Below are 21,730 nucleotides of genomic sequence, written 5' to 3'. Positions count from 1 at the left end.
TCAATATGCGCGAGGTGTCAGGGTATCTCGTCTCTCCAGAAGGCATGTGTCCCGGCGTTAGCCGGTCTGATGGCGCAGGGGGAACGGAGATTACACCTCGCGCTCAGAGTTAGGCCGCATACCCGTTAGCTGCGCTTTCTCGCCGCCTGAGATAGATCTGCATCGAAAGCGTCTCCTGTCGTGTCGAAGAGAAATTTATTCGAGACATTGCGCGCCGGCACCGTCCTTGCTGGGACTTCGGAGCTTCTTTTCAGCAGGTCCTCGAGAATGAGCGGAAGGCAAGCGGGTCGATCAAAAGACACGCATGGTGACGGTCTATCAGCTTTCATAGCTTGAAGCGCCGCGGGTGCTGGGCTCTCCTGAACAGTGTGGTGCTTACGGGCACCGCATCCGCAGGCTAGTAGTTCCAAAACATAGTTGTGGCTGAAGAAAATGAATCCAACCAGAGAGGCGTTGTCGCGGTTGCGAGTGGTCGAAATTGGTAGCTCAGCTGCGAGCAGCTATTGTGCGCGGCTGTTTGCGGACTTCGGCGCCGAGGTTTGGAAGGTCGAGCCGCATGCCGGCGATCCACTTCGCTCCAGCGCTCCGCTAACCCCAGGTGGTCAGAGCGCGTGGTTTGCGTTCCTAAACTTCAACAAGTCAAGTATTGTCATCGATCTTGGTGACCCAGAGGCCGCCAAGCGACTGGCACTGTTGATTGAGGATTGCGACATTCTGATCGATGGCCGCGATATCGATGGCGCGAACTGTCCGCCCGTTGATGTCGCCGCAATCCGAGAACTGCAACCTGCGTTGATCTACCTGGATGTGAGCTGGTTCGGCCAGGAGGGGCCCTATGCTGAATTCGCCGCCAGCGACACGACCGTTCGCGCCCTTGCCGGTCTCATCAAACTGGTTGGGCCAGTCGAAGGGCCTCCTTTGCACGCGCCGGATTTCCAGACCGGGATCCTGGCGGGTCTATGGGGCTTTATCGCAGCTGCCTCGTCAGTGCTGGCGCGAATGCAGAGTAGAGCGGGTCGATCGTACTCGCTCAGTATCTTCGAGGCATGTATCACGCTCAGCGAGTATCAGCTATTTGAAGCATTTCAGCGCGGCGAGGCGATGCGCCGGATCGGCATCAATCGCTTCTGCCCGAATTTTCCAGTCGGCATCTATGAAACAAAAAAAGGGTGGCTCGGCGTCACAACAATAACCCCGTCCCAGTGGCGTGCGTTCTGCGACATGCTCGGCCTTCCTCAATTGCGTGACGATCCAGCTCTGGTGCTCGGTGCGGACCGTCTGAACCATATGGAGCTGATCGAACGACTGCTCATCCCAAGGCTTAAGAAGCGGACCGCGCAGCAGTGGTTTGCCCAGGGACTAAAGCGCAAGATCCCGATTGTACCGGTGCCAGAGATGTCCGATCTTCTCCAGGATAAAGAGAAGATCGATCGTGGTGCAATAGTGCCCATTCTGCTCGGCAAGGAACGAGCGCTGACGGCTGGCTCGATGCAGCGGCTGACATTGACACCGCCGCGCCGGGGCGGAAGGGTTCCGTGTCCCGGCGAGCGGCAGGCTTTCACGAATAGCAGGCCCAAGCCCACCAGTGGAGCGCCGGTTGTCTTCGACTCCGGCAGCCCGGCCGAACGGCCTTTGCTGGGAACTCGCGTCATCGATTTTTCCATGGGCTGGGCTGGCCCATTGTGTACTCGCACCCTTGCCGACCTCGGTGCGGACGTGATCAAGGTCGAGGCGATCCAGTACCCGGACTGGTGGCGCGGTGTCGATCGCCGGCCGGATTACGTAAACCGTCAGATGTACGAGAAGACGCTGCGGTTCTGCATGATGAATCGCAATAAGCGCGGCATCACGCTCGATCTGACCAGACCCGAGGGCCTCACACTTGCTAAGCGCCTGATAGCGGGCGCCGACATTGTTGTCGACAATTACTCGGTCGATGTTCTGCCAAAGCTTGGGCTTGGTTACGACGTATTGAGAATGCTCAACCCGCGCCTCGTGGTGATGTCGATGTCAGCCTTTGGCAAGAACAGCGCTTTTCGCGATTGCCGGGCATACGGCTCGACGCTGGAGCAGGGCTCGGGGTTGCCGAACGTGGTCGGCAGTGCCAATGGGCCGCCGGTCATGAGCCACGTTGCGTTCGGGGATGCTATAGGTGGTCTGAATGGTTGCGCTGCAGTTCTTGTTGCACTGATCCACGCCCGCGAGACTGGGCAGGGGCAGTTTATCGATCTCGCGCAGATCGAATGCATGTTGCCGCTTGCTGCTCCATGGGTCATTATCCAATCGCTTTGCGGTACGTCGACAAGGTACGGCAATCGGCATCCTCAGTTTGTGCCGCACGGCTGCTTCCGCTGCGCCGGGGAAGACAACTGGATTGCAGTGGCTGCCACCGATGCTTGTATGTGGCAGAGGCTTGCGAGCGTGATCGGCCGAGCAGACTGGGCTGCAGCCCCCTCTCTGAAAGTTGCGGACCGCCGCCGTTCGATGGAGGATACGATTGATAGGGCCATCGAAGCCTGGACGCGCCCACGTGATGCAGATCAAGCAATGTTCCAGCTGCAGGCCGCAAGCATCGCAGCCGGCGTTGTCCGCCTGCCAGTCGACTTGCTAAAGGATCCGCAACTCAGATCTCGTTCATTCTTTCAGGACGTCGAACGCGCTTTCATCGGTCTGCACCCGCAATCGTCGATCCCGATTCGTGAAGGCGTACGGTCTCATTCCATCCGCCGAGTAGCACCGGTTCTGGGAGAACATAACACGGATATTCTGACCGGCCTTTTAGGGCTGTGCGAGCCCGAAATCGCTGATCTCGAGAGGAAGGGCATCATCGGGACGAGAATGCTCTCAGAGGTGGAGCTGAGCCAAAGACGAAGCTCTCAAGAAACCTCGACGATGTAGCCTCGCGTTTGCGTGTGGCTCTCACGGAGGCTTGAGGACAAAGTGTATGCCTACGCAGTCGCAGGTGTAACAGAATCCGCCAGGTCAAGGGAGGACTGGATTGTCTGAACAGCGCAGTTGCACTTGCATTTGAGGCATTGGGGTCGGTTCGCGCGCGATGCGTTAAATAGAATATGTGAAGCTCCGCATGCCCGCGCGAAACAACTGCCACCTGGCTGTGAGGAACGGGCTCAAAGATAGACGGTCGTCCTGACTGGGTCAGCTGGCTCGTCTACAGTGCAAATAGCATCGTTGTCGTGCATGTATCGAACTGCACCGATCACACGATTCTTTGCAGGCTGGTCGACACCGGTAAGATCGAACGTCCTGGAAGTCCGCTGCTACTCGGGTGCAAGTCCATAGCGAGATGAAAGTGGCACTGAAGTCAACTACCAGTGCTCGCTGTTGCTCCGGATATGGACCCGTGTCACCTATACTCTCGACGTCTGCTGCAAAAGAGCGAGACAGCTGCAAAATAGCTTTGCGCGAAGGCTAAGGTGAAGGAACAGCGCTTGCAAAGCAGTGACTTGCAACTCTACCGACCGGAGCCTTCCGCTGCTTTGTTGCTGCCTGCTGCTCTGAAAGAACATGGCGCGGTGTTTAGGTCATGGAATGTGGGTTTTCGATCGATGGGCCGGTCGCTCTAACATGAGAGGCGTTTGAGAGAGGAGTACGGCATGGCGCGTAATGGTCAAATGGCGCTCGGACTATACGTCTTACAGGCTGGATACATCGAGGGCGCTTGGCGCGATCCAAGCGTGCCGGAGACTGGCGGAGTCGATATCGACCATTATGCGCACCTTGCAGCGCTTGCCGAAGGCGCGGCATTTCACTTCGTATTTCTTGCGGATAGCCCAAGTGTCGTCGAACGTGAGAATGCGGACATAGCGCGTGCAGGCCGAAACGATACGTTTGAGCCGATCACGCTGTTGTCGGCTCTCTCATCAAAAACAAAGAATATCGGGTTTGTTGCAACGGCGACGACGACGTATCACCAGCCTTATCATCTCGCACGTATGATGGGATCCCTTGACCACCTCTCGCACGGACGTGCGGCTTGGAATATTGTTACCTCCGGAAATAAGTTCGAAGGGGCGAATTTTGGCGATGAGGAGATTCCAGAGCATGACGCGCGATATGAGCGAGCTAGAGAGTTCGTAGGCGTCATGAAGGGGCTTTGGGACACATGGGAGGACGACGCCTTCGTTCGTGACAAGCAAAGCGGGATCTTCGCAGATACGACAAAGCTGCACTTCCTCAACCACCGTGGGACTTATTTCTCGGTCAGAGGCCCACTAAATATCGCACGGCCGCCCCAAGGCTACCCTGTACTGGTTCAGGCCGGCTCATCAGAGGTCGGAGTCAAATTTGCTGCAGAATTCGCCGAAGTTGTATTCACCGCACAGCCCTTGCTTGAAAGCGGTAAGAAGTACTACGCAGATCTAAAGGAGAAGGCTCGCGGGCTGGGGCGCCAAGACGATCAGATATTGGTAATGCCGGGTATTGTCCCGATCATTGGAAGGACCAAACAGGAGGCCTCCGATAAGCTAGAAAAACTGCAGTCCTATACGCATCCAGACGTCTTGATGGAGACGGCTGACCGGTGGCTGGGCTTCGTCACCAATCTGCGTTCGATCAATCTCGATGCTTTGGTTCCCGCTACCCTCCCGCCGACGAAATTCATTCAGAGTCGCCAAAAGGTGCTCCTCGAGCTAGCTGCTCGCCGAAACCTGACCTGGCGACAGCTGATTCGCTTGATTTCGGATTCCCGCGGGCATTTGATGGTGGTCGGAACGCCAGATGAGGTGGCAGAAGCCATGATCAACGCGTTCGATCAATATGCGGCCGATGGATTCAATCTCATTCCGGCGATTGTTCCGAGCGGGCTCAAGGAGTTCACGGAGTTCGTTGTTCCTGAATTGCGCCGACGCGGCAAGTTTAGGTCGGCAAGCTCCGGACGCACTCTTAGAGAAAATCTCGGGCTCAAGCGACCAGGCAATCGATTTACGCGAGCGGCGTAAGCGGTCATCTCGAAGATGCTCTGCTTACTTGAAACAGATCGGGGTGAGTGCTGTTTTGGAGCCGGAGGTCGGGATGGCCGCCGTAGATGCGAAGGGGGCACGTGAGCCGCTCCGGCTCGTTTGCCCCCATCGTTAGCGATAGACATGGCTCTCTCGATAATTACGTCCTGCTCCGACGCCGGCGGGGCGGCTTGCGTCCTCTGGACATTGGCTTGGGAGGCGCCGCACCCTGGGCCGGCTCAGCGAACAATTCGGACAAGTGAATAGCCAAGGTCCTGGCGATACGATCCAGGAGATCAATGCTCGGGTTCTTTTTCTGCTGCTCAATGCCGCCCAAATACGAGCGGTCGATCCCGGCATCATAAGCCAATTGCTCTTGCGGAATGCCGCGATCTACACGGATCCGGCGCACATTCCAGGCCACAAGCGCACGAGCGTTCATGCGCAAAGCCAGCCATTCTGACGATTATGAAACCACTGGTTATAGACCGGGTATTAAGATAAGCTGTCGGAACCAGTTGGTTGTCCGCGGACTATTGCTTTGACGAAGCAAGTCACGGTGAGACGCAATGTCGTGGAGTTTGTCTTCTTTGAATCCCGTTGACCCATCACAAGCGAGCTCGCGGGCCGACAGAGCTCGCTACCGGCGGGACAGCAAACGAGCCCAGAGGGCCTGCGGCTTTTTCACGGCGCCGGGACCAAATAGGACAAACGTTCTGCTGGAGCTCGAAAAGTGAACGAAATTTTCCACTTGGCTGCCCTTCAGGCTGCGGCCTTTTCATCAGCGCGCGGGCAAACGGCGGGGCCACCACTCCGTTCCCACGGTGTGAGGAGCAAGGACAGCCTTAGCTGTGTGCCAAATCGGCGATCAGTCACCGTGTGGACTGCGAGTAGATTCGGGCGCCGATCAAAGAGCAAATGCGCAGAATGGAGCCAGCCGATATGCGTTCGCGGCTACGGGTCCGGCCAAAAGAGAAGGGGGCCGCGACAATTCGAGCGGTACCAAAATGACCCCAAGTTCGTTATCGTCGCTCGGATTTCGCTAGAATTTTCAGTTCGGTAGGAGTTTCAGTCAGTGCCGGCCGACCCGAAGATCGCAGAATTGGCCCCCAGCGCGCACGAGCTCACGTCTTATGACAAGGAGCACGCTATCACCTACATGCGACTTCTCGATGCCGACGCTGACAAGGCAGATTGGAGCGAAGTCGCGCGCGTTGTGCTTGGGCTTGACCCGACCGTTGAACCGGATCGTGCGCGACGCACCTTCGAAAGTCATCTGACGCGTGCCAAGTGGCTAGCAGGCCATGGCTATCGTGATCTGCTGCGTAGCGGTTGGCCAAAGCAGTGAACACCGCCCGATCTCAGGATCAGCGGAATTCCTAGCAATCGCAAAAAACGATCATTCCATCGATTAAGTGCGTGCAAGGCCGGTACGCGGCACCTACGTAGCCGGAAAGGGCCACAATCATGGGATGCACTTCGCTGCGCGTGAAATCTTGCGGAGAAATGGTGCGATGCCGGGTACTAAGTGGAGATCTGAGGAAGCATACAGCGACCTCAAGAAGGCAGAAGCTGCCGACGTGGCCTGGGAGTGGATGCGCCGGGATCCCGACTACAAAGAGGATTACAGGCGGTTGTCTCGCCGACAACGATCAAGCGCAACCACGGACCAGTTCCGACGGAAGTGGGGGCTCTCGTTTTCCAGCTGATCCGCAAAAGACATTCGACAAGCAAGCAGTCTTCTGGGCACCCGAAGTGCTGTCGACCGTACTACCTGTGCGGGCGGCCAACTGCGTGGCGCCGAAAGGCTACCAAGTCGATTTCGGCAATCTGCCGGGCACCGACCTTCGTCGCGCGCCGGATGGCTGGCATGCCATCGTGCCGCTCGGCGGCGCGAAGCATCGCCTTTGGCTGAGGAGCCTTCCGGCGAGGGTGTCTGCTGTCGTGCTCGACCTGCCGCTCGATGCCGATTTCGAGCTTCGCTTGCAGGCCGCACGTCGATTTTGGCTCGCCCTTGAGCATCGGCCGCTCGGAAAGCCCCCTCTTGCTTTGCCAGCTTTGAAGCGGCATCGGCTAATCCTCGCGCTGCGCGCACTGGATGGATGGCAGGAAGGAAATAGCTATCGCCAAATCGCGCAAGGTCTGTTTGGAAGTCATCGTATTGGCGAGCGGGGCTGGAAAACAGACGACCTGCGCAGCCGAACCATTCGACTCGTTGAGCTGGGGCGGCGCCTCATGCGCCTTCGCTGCCGCGCATTGCTCCACAAGGGCAGACGCAGGAATGACACTTCATGAGCTCTCGGGCATCAATGGCATACCTCCGTTCTGCGCAGCCAATTCTTCTGACATGGCACGATCGCCTATAGGAGGAGATCTTTGCGTTCCGATCTCTCAACTCTGTCCCTTGTCACCGGGATGGCTGCAACAGAGAGGTAATCTTTGTCGGAAGAAGACGCCGGCCGCCTTGTTCGGATTGTCTTTCAGGTTGAGTGCTCTCGACATGAATGGGGCGCGGTACATCGATCTGGCGCAGAGTCATTGAAGCAACCTGGAGAGTCGTTTCAGGTCGCCTGAGCTAGCGCTGCCTTCTTGCAAAGACGAGCAACCCAGCGGCAAAAAGAACGAGCGATTTCGGGATGCTCGCTGCGATCCACCGCATAGGCCCGATACCGCATGCCACTTGGAGCGCGCGAGCCGGGGATGATCTGCAAAGCGCCACCTCGTACCAGATCACTGACGATGATTTCTGGTGCGACAAGAAGGCACTTTCCTGTCATGACTGCCGGCAGAGCAAGATAGTTGTGATCATAGCGCGCGCCCGCTCGTATGTCGTTTGAGGACAAGTTCATGGCCCTCAGCCATGTCGGGAGGATGTCGGGACGAGAAGTGATGTTCAGGATCGGGGTTGATCGAACGATCGAGAGGCCTCTGCCCGCGACCAGATTGGGCGGGCCGACACATACCAGCTCCTCATTGTAGATCTCCCAGCTATCGGCAGGTTCGATGACGGAAAGGTCGCGTGTAATCAATATGTCATAGTCATCCGAAGATGTCGGCGGCGATAGCGAGCTGACGACGTCCACGATTACACCGCCCGCTTCAGCAGAGAACGCCTGCAGATTTGGAATCAGAAGCGAGGAAGCAAAAGTCGATAGTGAAGTGCGAACAACAATCCGATTGGTGCCCGCGGCCGCCCGCCGCCGCATTCTCTTGGCGGTAAAGCCGACTGTCTCGAGCGGCTCAGAGACTGCATTAGCAAATAGTCTTCCGAACTCGGTCAAATGACTGCGTCGGCCGCGCCGCTCGATGAGGTCCGCACCGAGATAGTCCCGCAGGACCGACAAATAGCGGCTGACCGAGCTCTGCGTCGTTCCCAAGCTGCTGGCTGCGCGGGTGACGCTTCCTTCGCGTGCGACGATCACAAAAGCGCGGATGGCGTTTAAAGGAACTTCATCGTCTTGAGCCGCCATTGTCTGATCCGCCGCCAGATTGAACATCCATCACATTATTCGATGTCCATAGCGGGATTGCCGCTAATAAGGCTCGGGTGCGCAGAAAATCCGCGTGGAAGCGCTTTCATACTTGGTCCAGTATTGCACAAGATCGGCGCCAACGGCTCGGTGCTGTCAGGGGGACTAGGTCCTTTTGCGGCGTGCCGCCTTCGGCTTGCGACCTTTAGGTAAGGTGGCGGGCGGCGGTGCACCCTTGGATGGCCGAACAAACAGCTCGGAGACAGCAACGCCGAGCGTCTCGGCAAGGCGATCAAGAAGATCGACTGTCGGATTCGCCTCCTGGCGCTCAAGTCCGCTCATATAAGAGCGATCAACACCTGCATCGTAGGCCAATTGCTCTTGCGGAATACCGCGCTCGACGCGGATCCGGCGCACATTGTAAGCCACAAGCGCACGAGCTCTCATGCGCGAAGGCAGCCATTTCGATGGTCATCAAACCACTGGCTATAACCTACATAAACACATCACAAATCTGGAGGCTTTCGATCGAACTATTCGATTCGTGTCACGAATCGTTGTTTCCACTCACTACTGAGGGGCCGCACCAGCGCTCGACTGTCGATTGTCTAGCAGTTTGTGGCGGAGCGGGTTTGGCCGGCGCTTGCTGACTGGAGCTCGGTCGTTCAGCTGGCTCGCCAGCCGTTCGATTCCGCTGCCGATTGGGTGAACGGCCTTGAGCCAAAAGCAAAGATGCTGACTGAGCGGGCGCCGAGGGTCTTTCATTCGGAGTTGCAACCCGAGTGAATGAGCCGCCCAAACCATCGAGATTGCAGCGACAGTCGATCAGGCAAGGCTAGAGTTTGTCTTCAGCCCCGCATCAGCGCAGAAAGCGCGTTTCAGCTGCCTCCATCTCGTCCATTCTTTGCAGCCTGAAGATTTCCTCTACCGGTACAATATCCTTGTGGGCGTTCTGCACGCCGCCATCAGCGATGATGCGGCGGAAAGTATCGCTCAATGCCGTGCATGAGGCCCGGATCCCGTAATTGCCGTAGATCATCATCTGGACGTTGCCCAACGCCTTGACCCGACGGGCATCCAAATCCGGATAAGCATTTGGCACAATGGCCAGCGGCGCTGGACCTGTCCAGGCGCGGGAAAAGCTTTCGATTTCGCCAGGATCCTTTTTCTTTGAATGGACCAGGATCACGTCGGCACCAGCTTTCACATATGCTTGCGCGCGGTCCAAGGCTTCAGCTTCGCCAAGGCCAGCGATGAGCGCTTCGGTTCTCGCGATCACAAGAAAGTTTGGATCCCGTCTTGCCGCGAGAGCGGCCTCGATCTTGCCCTGGAATTCCTCGATGCGCAGCAGTTGCTGGCGGGCGTCCGCAGCAAGACTGGTGACCTTCGGAAATGTCTTGTCCTCGATGACAACGGCGCTGGCGCCGGCCCTTTCATACTCGCCAATCGCATGGATGACATTGATGGCATTGCCATAGCCTGTGTCGATGTCGGCCACAATCGGAATCGTCGTGCGTCCAGCGATTGCTCGCAGCATATCCAGATGCTGTGCCATCGAGATCAGGCTCATGTCAGCCAAGCCATAAAGTGCGGATAGTTCGAAGCCGGAGGCCCACAGCCCGTCGAAGCCGGCTTCCTCCGCGAGGATCGCTGAAAGGGGGCTGTGAGCTGCCATAATGTGGACAAGACCGCGTTCGGCCATCCGGGCGCGCAGGCGTTTGGCAGGGGACATAAGACGTCTTTCAAGATGGGGCGGTGCAAGCGGTGATGATCCGATCGCAGGCGCGGGTGAGAGTCTTAAGCGAGGAAGCATGGCAGATGCGAATGTAGGGCGTAGCCTGGAAGCCGCCGGGGAGCTCTACCGGCACCAAAACGCATCGAGAGGGCGAACATGGCAGTCAGACTGTCACCTTGCCGTCCGGCGTGCGTTTGCGATCAAACTGGCGCAGGAGGAAAATGCGCAAAATGAGCCGAGTAAGGGGCACGATGGTGCTTCCGCCTGGTTCAGCTTCGCGACGACGAGTTGGCGGCGTTGCGGAAGCGCGCGCGAATTGCCCTAGATGATCCCGGGGGCCAGACCGCGCCTCGACAGCTGCATATTGCGCGACCGAGCTGCTTTGGGAAAAGGTGCGACACCGGACGAGATTGATGGCGTTGACCAGAGTTAAAGGTCCGACGTCATACGGAACGTGCCAACTAATCATTGCGTTGGCTTTCGAACCGCCGTTGCCTGGCATCGAGACTTGCAAAGTTCGCGTTGGACACGCCTGCTTCGCCGGAAAAAAAACCGCGGTCTGATCGACACGATCGTGACAAAATCCCCGCGGCCTGCGACCGCAGCGCCTGCTCGCGATGAGCGCGGTACATTGCGTCGGCCCGCGGCGGATTGCGCAGATGCGGGTCTCGCAGGCAGCAAGTGGGGTTTCGAAAGGGGGCGCCCTGACCAAGTTTATCGCGTCCGCACTTTCGCGTAGCTCGGCTGCTCGCGCCGTCATGGCCTCGGCTTCTGAGGGACGGACCGGACTTGAGCCGTTTTGCAACGAGAGACAATAGAGCACCTGAAGTTTGACGCCGGATTGTTGACGCCTTCTACTCTCGGCAAAGTTACAAACAAAACGGACATTCGTTTTTGTTGAATGAAATCATCGCAACTTGCGATGCCTTGCGTCGCGTCGTCGTAGACCACGGCGGGTTTCGCGGCCGCGCCTCACCACCAAGAGCAATATACTCGGCGGCTTTGTGCATTGGGTGCCGCGCAGACGTCTGAATGTTCCTGTCCAAAACGAAATGATCAACAAAAGCTCGAACCGCTTTCTGGCTCACCAGCAAGAAGTTACGCGCCGCCCCTTAAGGAAGCAGCGCCAAGGTCGGCTCGCTGCGGCCGGTCCGTTGTCAAGCGACCTCGCGCGACGCTGCTTAGCACTGTTTAACTCTGCAGTAGTGCGTTTATCGCATATTGCAGGGGCTTCCATCTACTTATTCGATACCTGTCATCCAGCTGTAGCAGGATAGGTTTTGAAGGTCCGCAGCTTGAGCAAAAAGTTTCATGCCCGCGAGGAAGTGATGCAATGGCATCTGTTTTGATCGAAAGCATCGTTAAGGCCTACGGTCAGACGCCTGTCCTGCGCAACGTCTCGTTGTCGATAGCCGATGGTGAATTTCTGACGCTGCTGGGGCCGTCGGGCTGTGGTAAGTCGACGCTGCTCCGTATCCTGGCCGGACTCGAGGTGCAGGACGCCGGCTCCGTCGCTATCGGCGAGCGCGTGGTGGATGGAATGCCGCCAAAGCGGCGGGATGTCGCAATGGTGTTCCAGTCTTATGCACTCTATCCCCATATGAGTGTCGCGTCGAACATTGCACTGCCGTTGCGGATGCGTCGGCTCTCTGCCTTACAAAGGCTCCCTCTTCTCGGCCGTCTTCTGCCTAGAACGACGCAGATCGCCGCGGACATTTGGCTGGACGTCTCCCGTACGGCTAAGTCCCTTGGGATTGGCCACCTGTTGTCGCGCAAGCCGGGGCAACTCTCCGGCGGCCAGCGCCAGCGTGTCGCGGTTGGTCGGGCGATGGTGCGCCATCCAGCTGTTTTCCTCATGGACGAGCCCCTATCCAATCTCGACGCCAAGCTGCGCGTGCAGATGCGCGCCGAGATCAAAGAGCTGCACCAACGGCTCGGGGTCACCTTCATCTATGTTACCCATGATCAGGCCGAGGCGATGACCCTTTCGGACCGCGTCGCGGTGATGCTCGATGGTGAGTTGTTGCAGGTTGCTCCACCACAGAGCATCTATTCCGATCCAGACAATCGCCGTGTTGCCGAATTCATCGGCTCACCCAAGATCAACCTGCTTGATGGCGTGATGCGCGAACGCGGCTTAATCGACGTGGCTGGTTCGACGCTCCAGATCGAAGCCGATGCCCTGGTGGGGACGCCGCTCTCGCTCGGCATTCGTGCGGAGGCTCTTTATCTCGCGGACCACGCTGGCCAGGGGGTGCTGACAGGTTCGGTGCGAATGGTTGAGCACATGGGATCAGACCTCTTCGTACACATCAATCTTGCCGGCATCGATCAGCCGTTCGTCGCAAGGCTGCTCGCCGAGCGGGCGCCGCATATCGCGCCCGGCCAGACCTTACACATCGGCGCGAGACCGGATCGCATTCTTCTGTTTACACGGGATGGACGGCGCTTACGGCGGGAAGCAGATCCTGTTTGCAGATACGTCGCTCCGTTTCGGGAGGCCGCGCGATGAGCGAGCCTCATGTTTTTGCCGACGCCTATATTCGGTCCTTAACGCGGCGATGTCTTGCGGTCTCACCAGCTCGTCGGCAAGCCTTTGTGGTGGCATTCGCAGGATACGCCCTGGCTGGCCCGGCGGTCTTCTTTCTGCTGGTGCTATTCTTGGCGCCGGTGGTTGGGGTGTTTTCCATCGCGCTTACCGACTGGCAGCTCGGGGCGGGTTCTTTTTCCTTCGTCGGCCTTGCCAACTACAGCGAGGCGTTCGCGGACGCCACCTTTAGGGCCTCCCTCGCCAACACCGCTGTCTATGTTCTGATCGTCGTGCCGGGTACGCTGCTGATCGGCCTTATCGTTGCACTTCTGATTGAAAGCGGAAAAACCGGTCGCTCGTTCTATCGTGCCGTCCATTTCCTGCCCTTTATGGCGACGGTCACGACGATGGCCATTGTCTGGGAGGCGCTACTGCATCCCACCATGGGCCTCGTGAACCAGATGTTCGCCGCAATCGGCCTTCCGACCGCCAACTGGCTGCGCAATGAAAATACTGTCCTTGCGGTGTTGGGCGCTTTCGGGATCTGGCAAAATCTAGGCTATGCGATGGTGCTGTTTCTCGCGGGCCTCAAGACCATCCCGCGAGATCTCTACGATGCGGCCGATGTCGACGGTGCCGACTTATGGATCGACCGCCTGCGCACCGTCACTCTGCCCTTGCTCGGGCCAGTCTCGTTGTTCGTTGTCATTGGCGTGACACTGCGGGCCTTGGAATGCTTCGACGCGGTGAAGGTACTGACGCAGGGCGGCCCTGGAGATGCCTCCGAAGTGCTGCTCTACACCCTCTATCGAGAGAGTTTTGAGTATCTGCGCACCGGATATGGCGCCGCCATCGCCGTCGTCTTTCTCGCCATGGTCGGAACTCTCACGCTGATCAACGCCCTCGTCATGGATAGGAAGGTGCATTACCAATGAGCGCGGCCACTTCCGTCAAAGGCTTCTCGTCGCTTGCCGGCATCCTTCGCCATGCCGTGTTACTCGTCACAGCAGCGTTGATACTCGTTCCCTTCCTGTGGATGATCTCGCTCTCGATCAAGGCGCCGGGTGAGATATTCCACGCGTCCTTCTCCTTCTGGCCGGTGCAATTCTACGGCATCGAAAACTATGAAAAAGCGCTGACTGAAGCGCCGCTGCTCCGCTACATGGGCAACGGCTTGGTGGTATGCGCTGTCATACTGGCCTTCCAAATTCTCCTCTGCGCCCCTTGCGCTTACGCGCTTGCAAAACTGCGATTTTTCGGTCGCGACCTCGTGTTCGGCATGGTGCTTGCCGGTCTGATCCTCCCGCACCAAGTGCTTTCGCTGCCGCTATTCGTCCTCGGGTACAAGCTCGCCATTCTCAACACTTACACCGTGCTGATCCTTCCTTATGTCGTCTCGCCGTTCGGCATCTTCCTGTTCCGGCAATTTTTCAAGACGATTCCGGATGATGTCGTGCACGCTGCACGCCTCGACGGTCTCTGTGAACTCGCTATCGTCTGGAAGGTCATGGTGCCGATGGCACGACCGGCCGCTATCGCATTCGCGATCTTCTCGGTGGTCGCGCACTGGAATGACCTGTTCTGGCCACTGATCGCCGTACGTGATCAGTCCCTGATGCCGCCACCGCTGGGTATTCTGGTCTTCAAGAATGAGGAGGCCGGCAGCGACTACGGTCCGCTAATGGCAGCATCCACTGTCGTGGTACTCCCGCTCACCATCGCCTTCCTTGCAGCGCAACGTTGGTTCGTCGAGGGACTGACCGGAGGGGCCGTCAAATAACACGTGAACCGAGGGGGTTGAAGTGTTTCCCTCGTCGCATGCGCTGGCATTGCCCCGGGCAAGTGCCGAAATGAATATGGTTTTGAAAAGGGAACTCCGATGTTTACAATAACAAAGCTTTCTTCCGCAATCGGCGCGGACGTCGCCAATGTCGATCTATGCAGATTGGCGGACTCGAAAGACGCCGCGCTTGTCGCCGCGCTTCGCGAAGCGCTTGAAACGCACCTTGTACTTCGCTTTCGTGGTCAACATCTGTCACCAAGCGACTTCGTCAGGCTAGCTTCAGCCTTCGGCCATACAAAGACGCTAAAGCGCGCCGCAGCGCCAAGTAACGCGCATTTGCCTGGCCATCCTGAAATCAAGGTCGTCTCCAACGTAGCGAATGATGATGGTCGCCCGATCGGTGACGGTGGTTCCTCTGAGAATTATTGGCACACCGACGGCACCTATCTGCCACAGCCGGTGAAATTGACGTTCTTGTACGGGCGCGAATCGCCCAAAACAAATCCACCGAAGACCTTTTTCATGAACCTGTCTGATGTCCATGATCGCCTGCCTCTCTGCCTGACATCCTATCTGAGCCGGCTGAGTTGCATCCATTATTCGCCGTACAACTTCGCTCCTGAATATGCTGAGCAAATTGCAGCACTCCCCGAAGGGGCGGATCGTCGGCATATTGGGCCCAGCTTTCCGCTCGTGCGCCTCAATCCCCATAGTGGAAGACCATCCCTGTATCTCCCTCGACAGCGACAATGCCTTATCGAAGGCTTGACGCGCGCAGAGAGTGAGAAGCTTTCTGACCTGCTATGGACATACGTCGAAGCCTACAACGATACATGGGGCGACGTGATAGGTGTCGATGATCTCTTCGTTTTCGATAATAGTTACACGCTCCATAGACGTGAGGCGTTCGACTCTCGAGAACGCCGTGTTCTATGGCATATCACGACGCAGGGTGAGCCACCGATCCCGTATGCATTGGCGTCCTAATCTAGCACGCTAGGGCCTGAGTGGCAGCAGAAAGAGCAGAGTGAAGGTGAGCGGTGCCATCTCGCCCTGCAGCGATCATCCATGCCTGCGAAGACGAGCATAGCCTCGGTCCGATAGCCCCAAGAACTGGCGGCGTTTTCCCCGAAACACAAGTCGAGCCATCATTGGAGAGGTGGGGTGGTTCCCTGTTGCCCGACAAGTTCAGAGCCCGCCGCGAGATCGGCGGCCACGCTATTTTCGAACGAGCTGTTTATGAATGGCGGCTCGTTTCCGGCGATTGTGTTTTGGCGCCCGCCGACCGGCACAAACCCAACCGTCGTTTTCTTGCCTGGCGGTGGCCATCTGGCCCGGGTCGCATATGGCCACCCGGGGGCGGATCCACGTGACTTCCTCGACTTCTGGCTGCGCGAGGTCGGATGGGGGCTTCTGGCCGCCTCCTATCCCAGTGATCATCCCTCCTTTCCCCGGCTTTATCCCGAGATGACCGTGAGCGACTGGGGGGCATCGGTGACCGCGATCACTCTCAGCCTCTTGGGCCCGAGCCCGGCGCCACGGCGGGTCATCGTGGCCGGCTGGAGCATGGCGGGTCGAGTTGCGCGCGCAGTCTGTCGAGGGCTCGCCCGAGGCGGTTTGCCGCCGATCGGCTTTATCTCGCTCGCCGCGAGCGCTCCGTTTCCCGGCCTGGTGCCCGTCTTCGGGAGGGGCGAGCCGGTGACGGAGGCGGGCTTGTGGGCTCTCTCGGCCGACGAGCCGGGTCTGCCAAGGCGTCACTCAAATTGGTGCGCTGAACTTGCTGCCCAAGCGGCCGACAACAATCGCGTGATCATCCCCGAAGATGTCTATCAACGCGATTATCGTGTAAATACGCCGCTTCTGCTGCGCGGAGAGCCACAATTTCTGAGATCGCGCAGCGCTGCCGTTTCGGTAGCCGAAGTCACGGACGAACTCGGCACTTTCGATTTCGGTTCCCATCCGTTAACGGGTGTAATAGCGCCGACGCGGCCTTCTGATGCGCGTCATGCGCTGACCGATTCACTCACCTGGGGTTTCCTGAACGCACAGCACGTCTTCGAGCGCTACGTTAGCGGATGCCCCGACCTTTCCACTATCCGTCCTCAGCTTTGGGAGCAGTTGCGCTCGCTTATGTTAGATTTGCCACGCCGTCTCACGCGTACTGTGTCAGGCGGTCATTTCTTCTTCCTAGGTGAGCGCAGTGCCGAAGCAACAGTACGTCATCTAACAGATCTCGCCACCGAAATCGCATCCCTGCAGGCCGAAGTCTCCGCCATCTTCTGCAATCAACCCGTACCAAGCAAATAGAGTGACGGCCTTCAGCCATTCCCAAACAGTCACTCACTGCATTTATACGCATGTTTCGATAATGCCCGCGCCCTCACAAGGTGTCGGGACCCGCGATTACAGTGGATTGAGCATGCGCTGCTTTGGGCAGCGGCCGCCGCCGGCTTGCTCGCCCTCCTCTCCATGCCACTGTGAGCAGCCCTCGAGAGGAGCGGACCAACAGCAGTCGGCGGCTTGGTAGATCCCTCGACTCTTGCAGAGACAATCTACTGGCGCCGTGCTAACCTTCGGCATCACCGCACGGTTCGTGGCCTCTACCGGTGACTGAGAGCCAAAATGCGCCCGCCATCTATGGGATCGGGAGATGGCAGTGGAAAACGAGGCGGAGCCTCTTTCACAGACTGAGCTGACGATCGTGGAGCGCTATAAGCGTGTCGCGCGTGAGGACATGGACGGTCCCGAACTCCTCAGATTGCTGAAAGAGCTGGAGGACGAGATAAAATGCCGTGGCGGCTGCGATCTCTAAGGCTCTGCAATCCTAAAGAAAAACGCTGCGCTTGGCGCTTGCGCAAAGGAAGCCACGCATTTAGGCCTGAAGATTGGAGTCTTTATCTCCACTCCGAGCCATAGAGGCGCACCATCTCGCGATGCGCGCGGTTGACAAAACGCCGCTTGCTGCTGCGCCAGGCAACGCATGAAGCGGCCGAGGCGAGGCCGCAGGCGAGATAGTCGCTCATAAAGCCCGACAAAATGTTGCTGCCGGCGACGATGGCGAACGCGAGCACCGCCGCCACAGCCGGAAAAGTCTTAGCCATGTTAGCCCCCAGCGAAACAAAAGTTGGCTCCTAACACTGTCGGCGGTGCGATAGTCGGCGTTCATCGCTATCGTGCGCCTTATTACTGCTCGATCGGTCTGGGTTGCGCCTGCAATTCGCACACCCTAAGGGATTGGATGGAGGCCCGGCGCCAGTCGACACATGTTAAGTTCGCGTCGGTAACTTCAGCTTGTCAGGGTATGAACCCGGTTGCCCGCGTTGCAACGCGAGCGCAAGGCGCAAAACCGCTTTGCCGCCGGTGCGGGTTTGACCTTCGTCACGGAACTAACAAGGTAGCAGAGGTTACTTGGCGTCACGAGCGACCGCTCCGATGCTGCTCGTACACGAGGTCCACCAAGAAAGATCAGAGAGGCGGTACAGGAGCCGCGCCTTAGCACGGCATCACTTCTTCAGAATGAGCTTGCGCGCCTCCTTGGCGGCATCCTCGAGCGCCGCCTGCGCCGAGAGTTTACGGCCTAACACCAGTTGCATTTTGTCCACGATCATCGCCGCAGCCTTCGTGCTGTTCTCGCCCGGAAATGCATACCAAGCCATCAGATTGCCAAGTTGCCGCAGCGGAACGGTGTAGTTCGGCTTTTCGCGATAAAGCTTCTGTAGCTGTGGATCCGACAGAGCGGCCGTGTTGATTGGTGTATAGCCCGTCATCGCTGCCATGATCGCCTGTGCCCGCGGGCTCGCGGCGAACTTGATGTATTTCCAGGCTGCTTCCTGCCGCGCCGGGTCCTTGGTTAGCATCGTCATTCCGTTGCCGGCGGCCAACGTCTTGCCGTCGTGCGCCAAGGGGACCGGCGTCATCGCAAGCACGAAGTGCTGACCGATTTTCTGCTCGAAATCAGCGAGAAGGCTGCTCGACGTCAAGTAGATACCAATCTTGCCGCCAACAAATGACTGACGGGCGTTGTCTCGAGACAAGTCGATCATACCAGAATCTGCGGCGCGCGCTAGGATTGCCATAGCGGCAAGCCCCTGCCGCTCGCCGAACGCGATATCGTCCTCGCCCTTGGTCATCATCCTGCCGCCATGCGCAAAGAGCAGTGTTTCAAAGCCCCACGCCCCATTGGCATTGTACTCCATGTAGAACCCGCTGACGTTCGGCTCCAACTTTGAGATCTTCTGTGCCAAATCGAAAACGCCGTCCCAGGTATCGGGGAGGTTCGCAGGGGCAGCGCCAGCGCGGGCGAGAAGGGCACTATTGTAGAATAGCACTGGCGTCGTCAGCGAATAAGGAACGGCATAAGCTTTGTCACCAACCGATCCGATGTTTCGGATGGCCTCGGCAACACCCTCCTGGCTCCACTCCGGTCCGGCCGAGATAAAGGGTTCGAGCGGTACGGCAAGGCCACGATCGGCCAGCAGCCTTATATAATTGAGACCCTGGTGCGAGACGTCGGGCGCGTCGTTGATCAAATGGGCGCGCAAGGTACTTTGTAATAATTCGTCGTAGCTCTTGGCCGTTTCGAACTTGATTGTTATCTCGGGGTACGCTTTCGTGAATTCAGCCGCGACTGCATTGTACATCGGGGAAAAATTGGCCGGCGAATAGCTCACACGCAGCTCCAGCGCGTAAACCATACTCGGTTTGGCGATGACAATCGAAACCAGCGAGAACAAAGCCACCGTGAGCAGACGTCGCATCATTAGCCTCCAATCAAAAGAATTCAGCGAGCAAGCGCTTCAACCGGCCGCTCGTCGCGCGGTTTATGTTTGTGAAGCATTTGCGCCGATGACCAGTGAACCCAAGGGGCAGACGTCAGCCTGGAGCATTTCCGATTGGTTGGCCGTCAATGGCGCGTTGCCACTCTTTTCACATCTCATCGCAGCTATAATTCCTCGACCTCTCGATCGCGCTGGCTCGCGAAGAACTTCAAGATGTAGATGGCGACACGCAAATGACATCCATCGAAAAAGTATATGAGAAACGCGCAACATGTAATCACTGGCGTGGTCTGGGGTAAGTATCAACTTGCGCGTGTCCGCGGAAAGAACGGCAGATCATCTCCGCGGCCGAACGCGACGGGCGAAATCGAGCCATGGACGCGTCCGCGCCTAGCAAGGTCCGGTTCATCGCGAGAGCGGCCAAGGCCGTGGCTGGCAGGTTGAGCGCCGCGCTAGATCTGGCGCAAAAGGTCGCAAATATCCACTGGCGAGCCGCTCGTTGGAGCGCTGTAAGCATGGATCCGGTGTTGACCAACCAATGAAACTGCGAGGGGACGCAAGTGGCGTCTCCCGCGCGTACTTTAAGCGAACCTCGGACGCGTCGTTTGCATGTCGGCTCGCCCAGATCTCCGAGGCGCCACGATTTAGCTGATCCAGTCTTGAGCGGCTTCACGTAGCCGGGCGACTTCGCTAGAAGAATATCGATGTAGACGCCGAGAAGTTTAGGGCATGGCCGATTTGGGGCGTGTATGTGATGCTTGTCGGATGATCGATATATGTCAGCCCCAAGCTCGCGTATATTCCGGGGCCAAGATGCGCAGTATATGTTCCGGAGATTGCTTTCGCGTCACGATGAACGAGATTTCCTTTAGCCGCCGCAGCATCAACCGCAAATCTGCTCCAAACCGTGTCGGTAGCAACAAGCGAGATCTGATCACTGGGCCGACTATCAAAGAGTCCCTTCGCGTAAAGCCGAACCTCATAATACTGGCTAACCTTGTTGAGGTCAGGCGGAGCTCCCATAACCGAGAATCCACCATAGATGCCGCGAGATGCGGCATCATGGACATGGCTCTGCCAGAGTTGTCTGTCAGCAGCGACGTAATAAAGGCTATTCTCGTCAGCTCTCGGTTGGGTTGGATGTGCCAAGTTCGTGTAGTGGCTGTTGTTGAAACCAACACCCGCCCGCAACCATGTCTCTGGTAAACCGGGAGCCGCGCGGTTGCGATAGCCGCTCTCATCAAGCAACAGAATGCCCGCGTTCGCTGTACTCCAGTTTAAGCCCGTTGGATTTGCAGTAATATGCGCAAATACCCCGTCTGGACTGGTAGAGCGTTGGAGTGACACTTTGTTATACAGCCGATCATCAAAATGGTAGGTCAAGTTGAGAGTTGGTGTCGGCGCCGGCGCGAAGTTCATCCCTCCTTGATACAGCACATTCGATGAGGGTCCAAAGACGTTTGCTCCTGGATTTCCTCCGACAACCGTGCCGGCAAGCTCATATGAGTTCATGAGATAGCCGACTTTGAGCTCGAGCTTCCGATCAAGAAAGGTTTGGTAGTAGGCGATCGTATTGATCCCCCATCTATCTGGGCCGCCGGGCTGCCATGTCCAAGATTGCTGCTCTGTTCCAACAATGATCTGACCGTCGGGGATCCCATATCGGCTGAGATCATAGGTCATCATCATGTAGTTTAGGGTATAAAAAGTCGGATTCTGTCCGCTATACAGTTGGTTGGCGATGGTGCTCTTGGCTGCATTGGGCAGAAGGTTGTTAACGTAGGTATTTTGCGTCCAGGCAATGTATCCGATTCCAATCTCTGCCAGCGCGGACCTTATCCCTCCCTTGTCCTGAATCACAGTATCGGCTGGGCCAGGCAAGTTGACTTCCAATCCCTTTATGCGGAGGTTTTCGAACTTCGCGAATTGGTCGGGCTGGGGGGTGTTAGCTCTGGCTGGGCGGGCGGCAGGACGTGCTGTTCGTTTATCGCCGGTATCAGCCCCAACTTGGACCAGCTTCTTTTGAACGTTTTTCTTGGTGATCTCGCTCGGAGTTTCTCCTTTCTGATTGGGCATGTTCGTCGTCTGTGCCAGCGCCGTTCCGGCAATCGGATGAGCTGCCAGGATACATGCAAGTGCTAGCTCCGCTTTTGCAATGGATCGAAAGCGGAACGCATGTCCTGATGTCGAGTACGGCCGTTTTTTCTGATCATTGTGTACATCGTTACTGTTCATCTTAACGCGCATAGGTCCCTCAGACGCGGTTAGAGCCGTTGTGCGCTGTGTGTGGCATCGTGACCGCAACTGGAGGATGACAGGCATCAGATAATTCGATGTGATTGCCTGAAGATGCGATGGTGCTTGTTGTTCGACCCGAGCGAGATCAAACTGCGGGCAGGCGGACCATCCAAGACATCCCGCGGAGGCGGTCTGAGGCGTCAAGTGGAAGGCGCCCGTGTTAAAGCTGTCTCGAGCA

18 protein-coding genes are annotated in these 21,730 nt (G+C 57.6%); 11 read left to right on the top strand and 7 right to left on the bottom strand.

Going from position 1 to position 21,730, the window contains the following annotated elements:
• The first annotated feature begins 417 nt into the window (after nt 1-417).
• Nucleotides 418-2,898 carry a CoA transferase gene (locus I6F31_RS05135; protein ID WP_225184916.1) on the top strand — a complete coding sequence of 827 codons (2,481 nt, stop codon included), beginning with the start codon at nt 418-420 and terminating at the stop codon, nt 2,896-2,898.
• Between the two features lie 716 nt (nt 2,899-3,614).
• A complete protein-coding gene (locus tag I6F31_RS05130) occupies nt 3,615-4,958 on the top strand; it encodes an LLM class flavin-dependent oxidoreductase (RefSeq protein ID WP_225184915.1) in 1,344 nt (447 codons plus the stop codon).
• A 160-nt stretch (nt 4,959-5,118) separates the two neighbouring features.
• On the opposite strand, the gene I6F31_RS05125 is transcribed toward I6F31_RS05130, so the two are convergent.
• Nucleotides 5,119-5,400, bottom strand: coding sequence for a helix-turn-helix transcriptional regulator (locus I6F31_RS05125; RefSeq protein ID WP_225184914.1), 282 nt, complete (start codon nt 5,398-5,400; stop codon nt 5,119-5,121).
• A 633-nt stretch (nt 5,401-6,033) separates the two neighbouring features.
• Here I6F31_RS05125 and I6F31_RS05120 point away from each other — a divergent pair.
• From I6F31_RS05120 to I6F31_RS05110, 3 genes are all read left to right on the top strand, one after another.
• Complete coding sequence (locus tag I6F31_RS05120) at nt 6,034-6,306, top strand: DUF2285 domain-containing protein (protein ID WP_225184913.1); 273 nt, start codon at nt 6,034-6,036, stop codon at nt 6,304-6,306.
• Between the two features lie 124 nt (nt 6,307-6,430).
• Nucleotides 6,431-6,667, top strand: coding sequence for a DUF6499 domain-containing protein (locus tag I6F31_RS05115; protein WP_346656462.1), 237 nt, complete (start codon nt 6,431-6,433; stop codon nt 6,665-6,667).
• 85 nt (nt 6,668-6,752) lie between these two features.
• On the top strand, nt 6,753-7,253 hold the full coding sequence (locus I6F31_RS05110) for a DUF2285 domain-containing protein (RefSeq protein WP_225184911.1): 501 nt from the start codon (nt 6,753-6,755) through the stop codon (nt 7,251-7,253).
• Nucleotides 7,254-7,519: 266 nt separating this feature from the next.
• Here the strand turns inward: I6F31_RS05110 and I6F31_RS05105 are convergent, their stop codons facing one another.
• The 3 genes from I6F31_RS05105 to I6F31_RS05095 all read right to left on the bottom strand — a co-directional run bounded on the left by I6F31_RS05105 (nt 7,520) and on the right by I6F31_RS05095 (nt 10,160).
• Nucleotides 7,520-8,455, bottom strand: coding sequence for a LysR family transcriptional regulator (locus I6F31_RS05105; protein WP_225184910.1), 936 nt, complete (start codon nt 8,453-8,455; stop codon nt 7,520-7,522).
• Between the two features lie 138 nt (nt 8,456-8,593).
• Nucleotides 8,594-8,875, bottom strand: coding sequence for a helix-turn-helix transcriptional regulator (locus tag I6F31_RS05100; protein WP_225184909.1), 282 nt, complete (start codon nt 8,873-8,875; stop codon nt 8,594-8,596).
• 412 nt (nt 8,876-9,287) lie between these two features.
• Entirely contained in the window at nt 9,288-10,160 is an 873-nt protein-coding gene (locus tag I6F31_RS05095) for an isocitrate lyase/phosphoenolpyruvate mutase family protein (protein WP_225184908.1), read from the bottom strand.
• A 1,336-nt stretch (nt 10,161-11,496) separates the two neighbouring features.
• Between I6F31_RS05095 and I6F31_RS05090 the strand changes: the two genes are divergently transcribed.
• The 6 genes from I6F31_RS05090 (at nt 11,497) to I6F31_RS05065 (ending at nt 17,288) form a co-directional block, all read left to right on the top strand.
• The gene (locus I6F31_RS05090) at nt 11,497-12,675 is read left to right on the top strand and encodes an ABC transporter ATP-binding protein (protein ID WP_225184907.1); all 1,179 of its coding nucleotides are present in this window, start codon (nt 11,497-11,499) and stop codon (nt 12,673-12,675) included.
• The gene (locus tag I6F31_RS05085) at nt 12,672-13,628 is read left to right on the top strand and encodes a sugar ABC transporter permease (protein WP_225184906.1); all 957 of its coding nucleotides are present in this window, start codon (nt 12,672-12,674) and stop codon (nt 13,626-13,628) included. Before I6F31_RS05090 ends, I6F31_RS05085 begins: the two co-directional genes overlap by 4 nt.
• The gene (locus I6F31_RS05080) at nt 13,625-14,473 is read left to right on the top strand and encodes a carbohydrate ABC transporter permease (protein WP_225184905.1); all 849 of its coding nucleotides are present in this window, start codon (nt 13,625-13,627) and stop codon (nt 14,471-14,473) included. The genes I6F31_RS05085 and I6F31_RS05080 overlap by 4 nt, the downstream gene beginning before the upstream one ends.
• 99 nt (nt 14,474-14,572) lie before the next feature.
• Nucleotides 14,573-15,463, top strand: a complete 891-nt coding sequence (locus tag I6F31_RS05075; RefSeq protein WP_225184904.1) for a TauD/TfdA family dioxygenase — start codon at nt 14,573-14,575, stop codon at nt 15,461-15,463.
• A gap of 252 nt (nt 15,464-15,715) precedes the next feature.
• A complete protein-coding gene (locus I6F31_RS05070; protein WP_225184903.1) occupies nt 15,716-16,783 on the top strand; it encodes a hypothetical protein in 1,068 nt (355 codons plus the stop codon).
• Between the two features lie 343 nt (nt 16,784-17,126).
• Nucleotides 17,127-17,288, top strand: a complete 162-nt coding sequence (locus I6F31_RS05065) for a hypothetical protein (RefSeq protein ID WP_225184902.1) — start codon at nt 17,127-17,129, stop codon at nt 17,286-17,288.
• Between the two features lie 82 nt (nt 17,289-17,370).
• Here the strand turns inward: I6F31_RS05065 and I6F31_RS05060 are convergent, their stop codons facing one another.
• From I6F31_RS05060 to I6F31_RS05050, 3 genes are all read right to left on the bottom strand, one after another.
• The gene (locus I6F31_RS05060) at nt 17,371-17,577 is read right to left on the bottom strand and encodes a hypothetical protein (RefSeq protein ID WP_225184901.1); all 207 of its coding nucleotides are present in this window, start codon (nt 17,575-17,577) and stop codon (nt 17,371-17,373) included.
• 402 nt (nt 17,578-17,979) lie between these two features.
• A complete protein-coding gene (locus I6F31_RS05055; RefSeq protein WP_225184900.1) occupies nt 17,980-19,236 on the bottom strand; it encodes an extracellular solute-binding protein in 1,257 nt (418 codons plus the stop codon).
• A 708-nt stretch (nt 19,237-19,944) separates the two neighbouring features.
• Nucleotides 19,945-21,489: a carbohydrate porin gene (locus I6F31_RS05050; RefSeq protein ID WP_225184899.1), complete on the bottom strand. Its 1,545-nt coding sequence runs from the start codon at nt 21,487-21,489 to the stop codon at nt 19,945-19,947.
• Between the last annotated feature and the right edge of the window lie 241 nt (nt 21,490-21,730).

Origin of the sequence: Bradyrhizobium sp. NBAIM01 (assembly GCF_020194115.1) — a bacterium.
GTDB classification, from domain to species: domain Bacteria; phylum Pseudomonadota; class Alphaproteobacteria; order Rhizobiales; family Xanthobacteraceae; genus Bradyrhizobium; species Bradyrhizobium yuanmingense.
Note: the sequence above shows the minus strand (reverse complement) of the source record. Positions and strands in the feature narration are given on the sequence as shown.

Excerpts from the sequence above, each read along its gene's own strand:
- I6F31_RS05130 (WP_225184915.1), top strand. The coding sequence starts at position 3,615 with ATGGCGCGTAATGGTCAAATGGCGCTCGGACTATACGTCTTACAGGCT.
- I6F31_RS05125 (WP_225184914.1), bottom strand. The coding sequence starts at position 5,400 with ATGAACGCTCGTGCGCTTGTGGCCTGGAATGTGCGCCGGATCCGTGTA.
- I6F31_RS05115 (WP_346656462.1), top strand. The coding sequence starts at position 6,431 with ATGCACTTCGCTGCGCGTGAAATCTTGCGGAGAAATGGTGCGATGCCG.
- I6F31_RS05105 (WP_225184910.1), bottom strand. The coding sequence starts at position 8,455 with ATGTTCAATCTGGCGGCGGATCAGACAATGGCGGCTCAAGACGATGAA.
- I6F31_RS05100 (WP_225184909.1), bottom strand. The coding sequence starts at position 8,875 with ATGAGAGCTCGTGCGCTTGTGGCTTACAATGTGCGCCGGATCCGCGTC.
- I6F31_RS05095 (WP_225184908.1), bottom strand. The coding sequence starts at position 10,160 with ATGTCCCCTGCCAAACGCCTGCGCGCCCGGATGGCCGAACGCGGTCTT.
- I6F31_RS05090 (WP_225184907.1), top strand. The coding sequence starts at position 11,497 with ATGGCATCTGTTTTGATCGAAAGCATCGTTAAGGCCTACGGTCAGACG.
- I6F31_RS05085 (WP_225184906.1), top strand. The coding sequence starts at position 12,672 with ATGAGCGAGCCTCATGTTTTTGCCGACGCCTATATTCGGTCCTTAACG.
- I6F31_RS05080 (WP_225184905.1), top strand. The coding sequence starts at position 13,625 with ATGAGCGCGGCCACTTCCGTCAAAGGCTTCTCGTCGCTTGCCGGCATC.
- I6F31_RS05075 (WP_225184904.1), top strand. The coding sequence starts at position 14,573 with ATGTTTACAATAACAAAGCTTTCTTCCGCAATCGGCGCGGACGTCGCC.
- I6F31_RS05070 (WP_225184903.1), top strand. The coding sequence starts at position 15,716 with ATGAATGGCGGCTCGTTTCCGGCGATTGTGTTTTGGCGCCCGCCGACC.
- I6F31_RS05065 (WP_225184902.1), top strand. The coding sequence starts at position 17,127 with ATGGCAGTGGAAAACGAGGCGGAGCCTCTTTCACAGACTGAGCTGACG.
- I6F31_RS05060 (WP_225184901.1), bottom strand. The coding sequence starts at position 17,577 with ATGGCTAAGACTTTTCCGGCTGTGGCGGCGGTGCTCGCGTTCGCCATC.
- I6F31_RS05055 (WP_225184900.1), bottom strand. The coding sequence starts at position 19,236 with ATGATGCGACGTCTGCTCACGGTGGCTTTGTTCTCGCTGGTTTCGATT.
- I6F31_RS05050 (WP_225184899.1), bottom strand. The coding sequence starts at position 21,489 with ATGAACAGTAACGATGTACACAATGATCAGAAAAAACGGCCGTACTCG.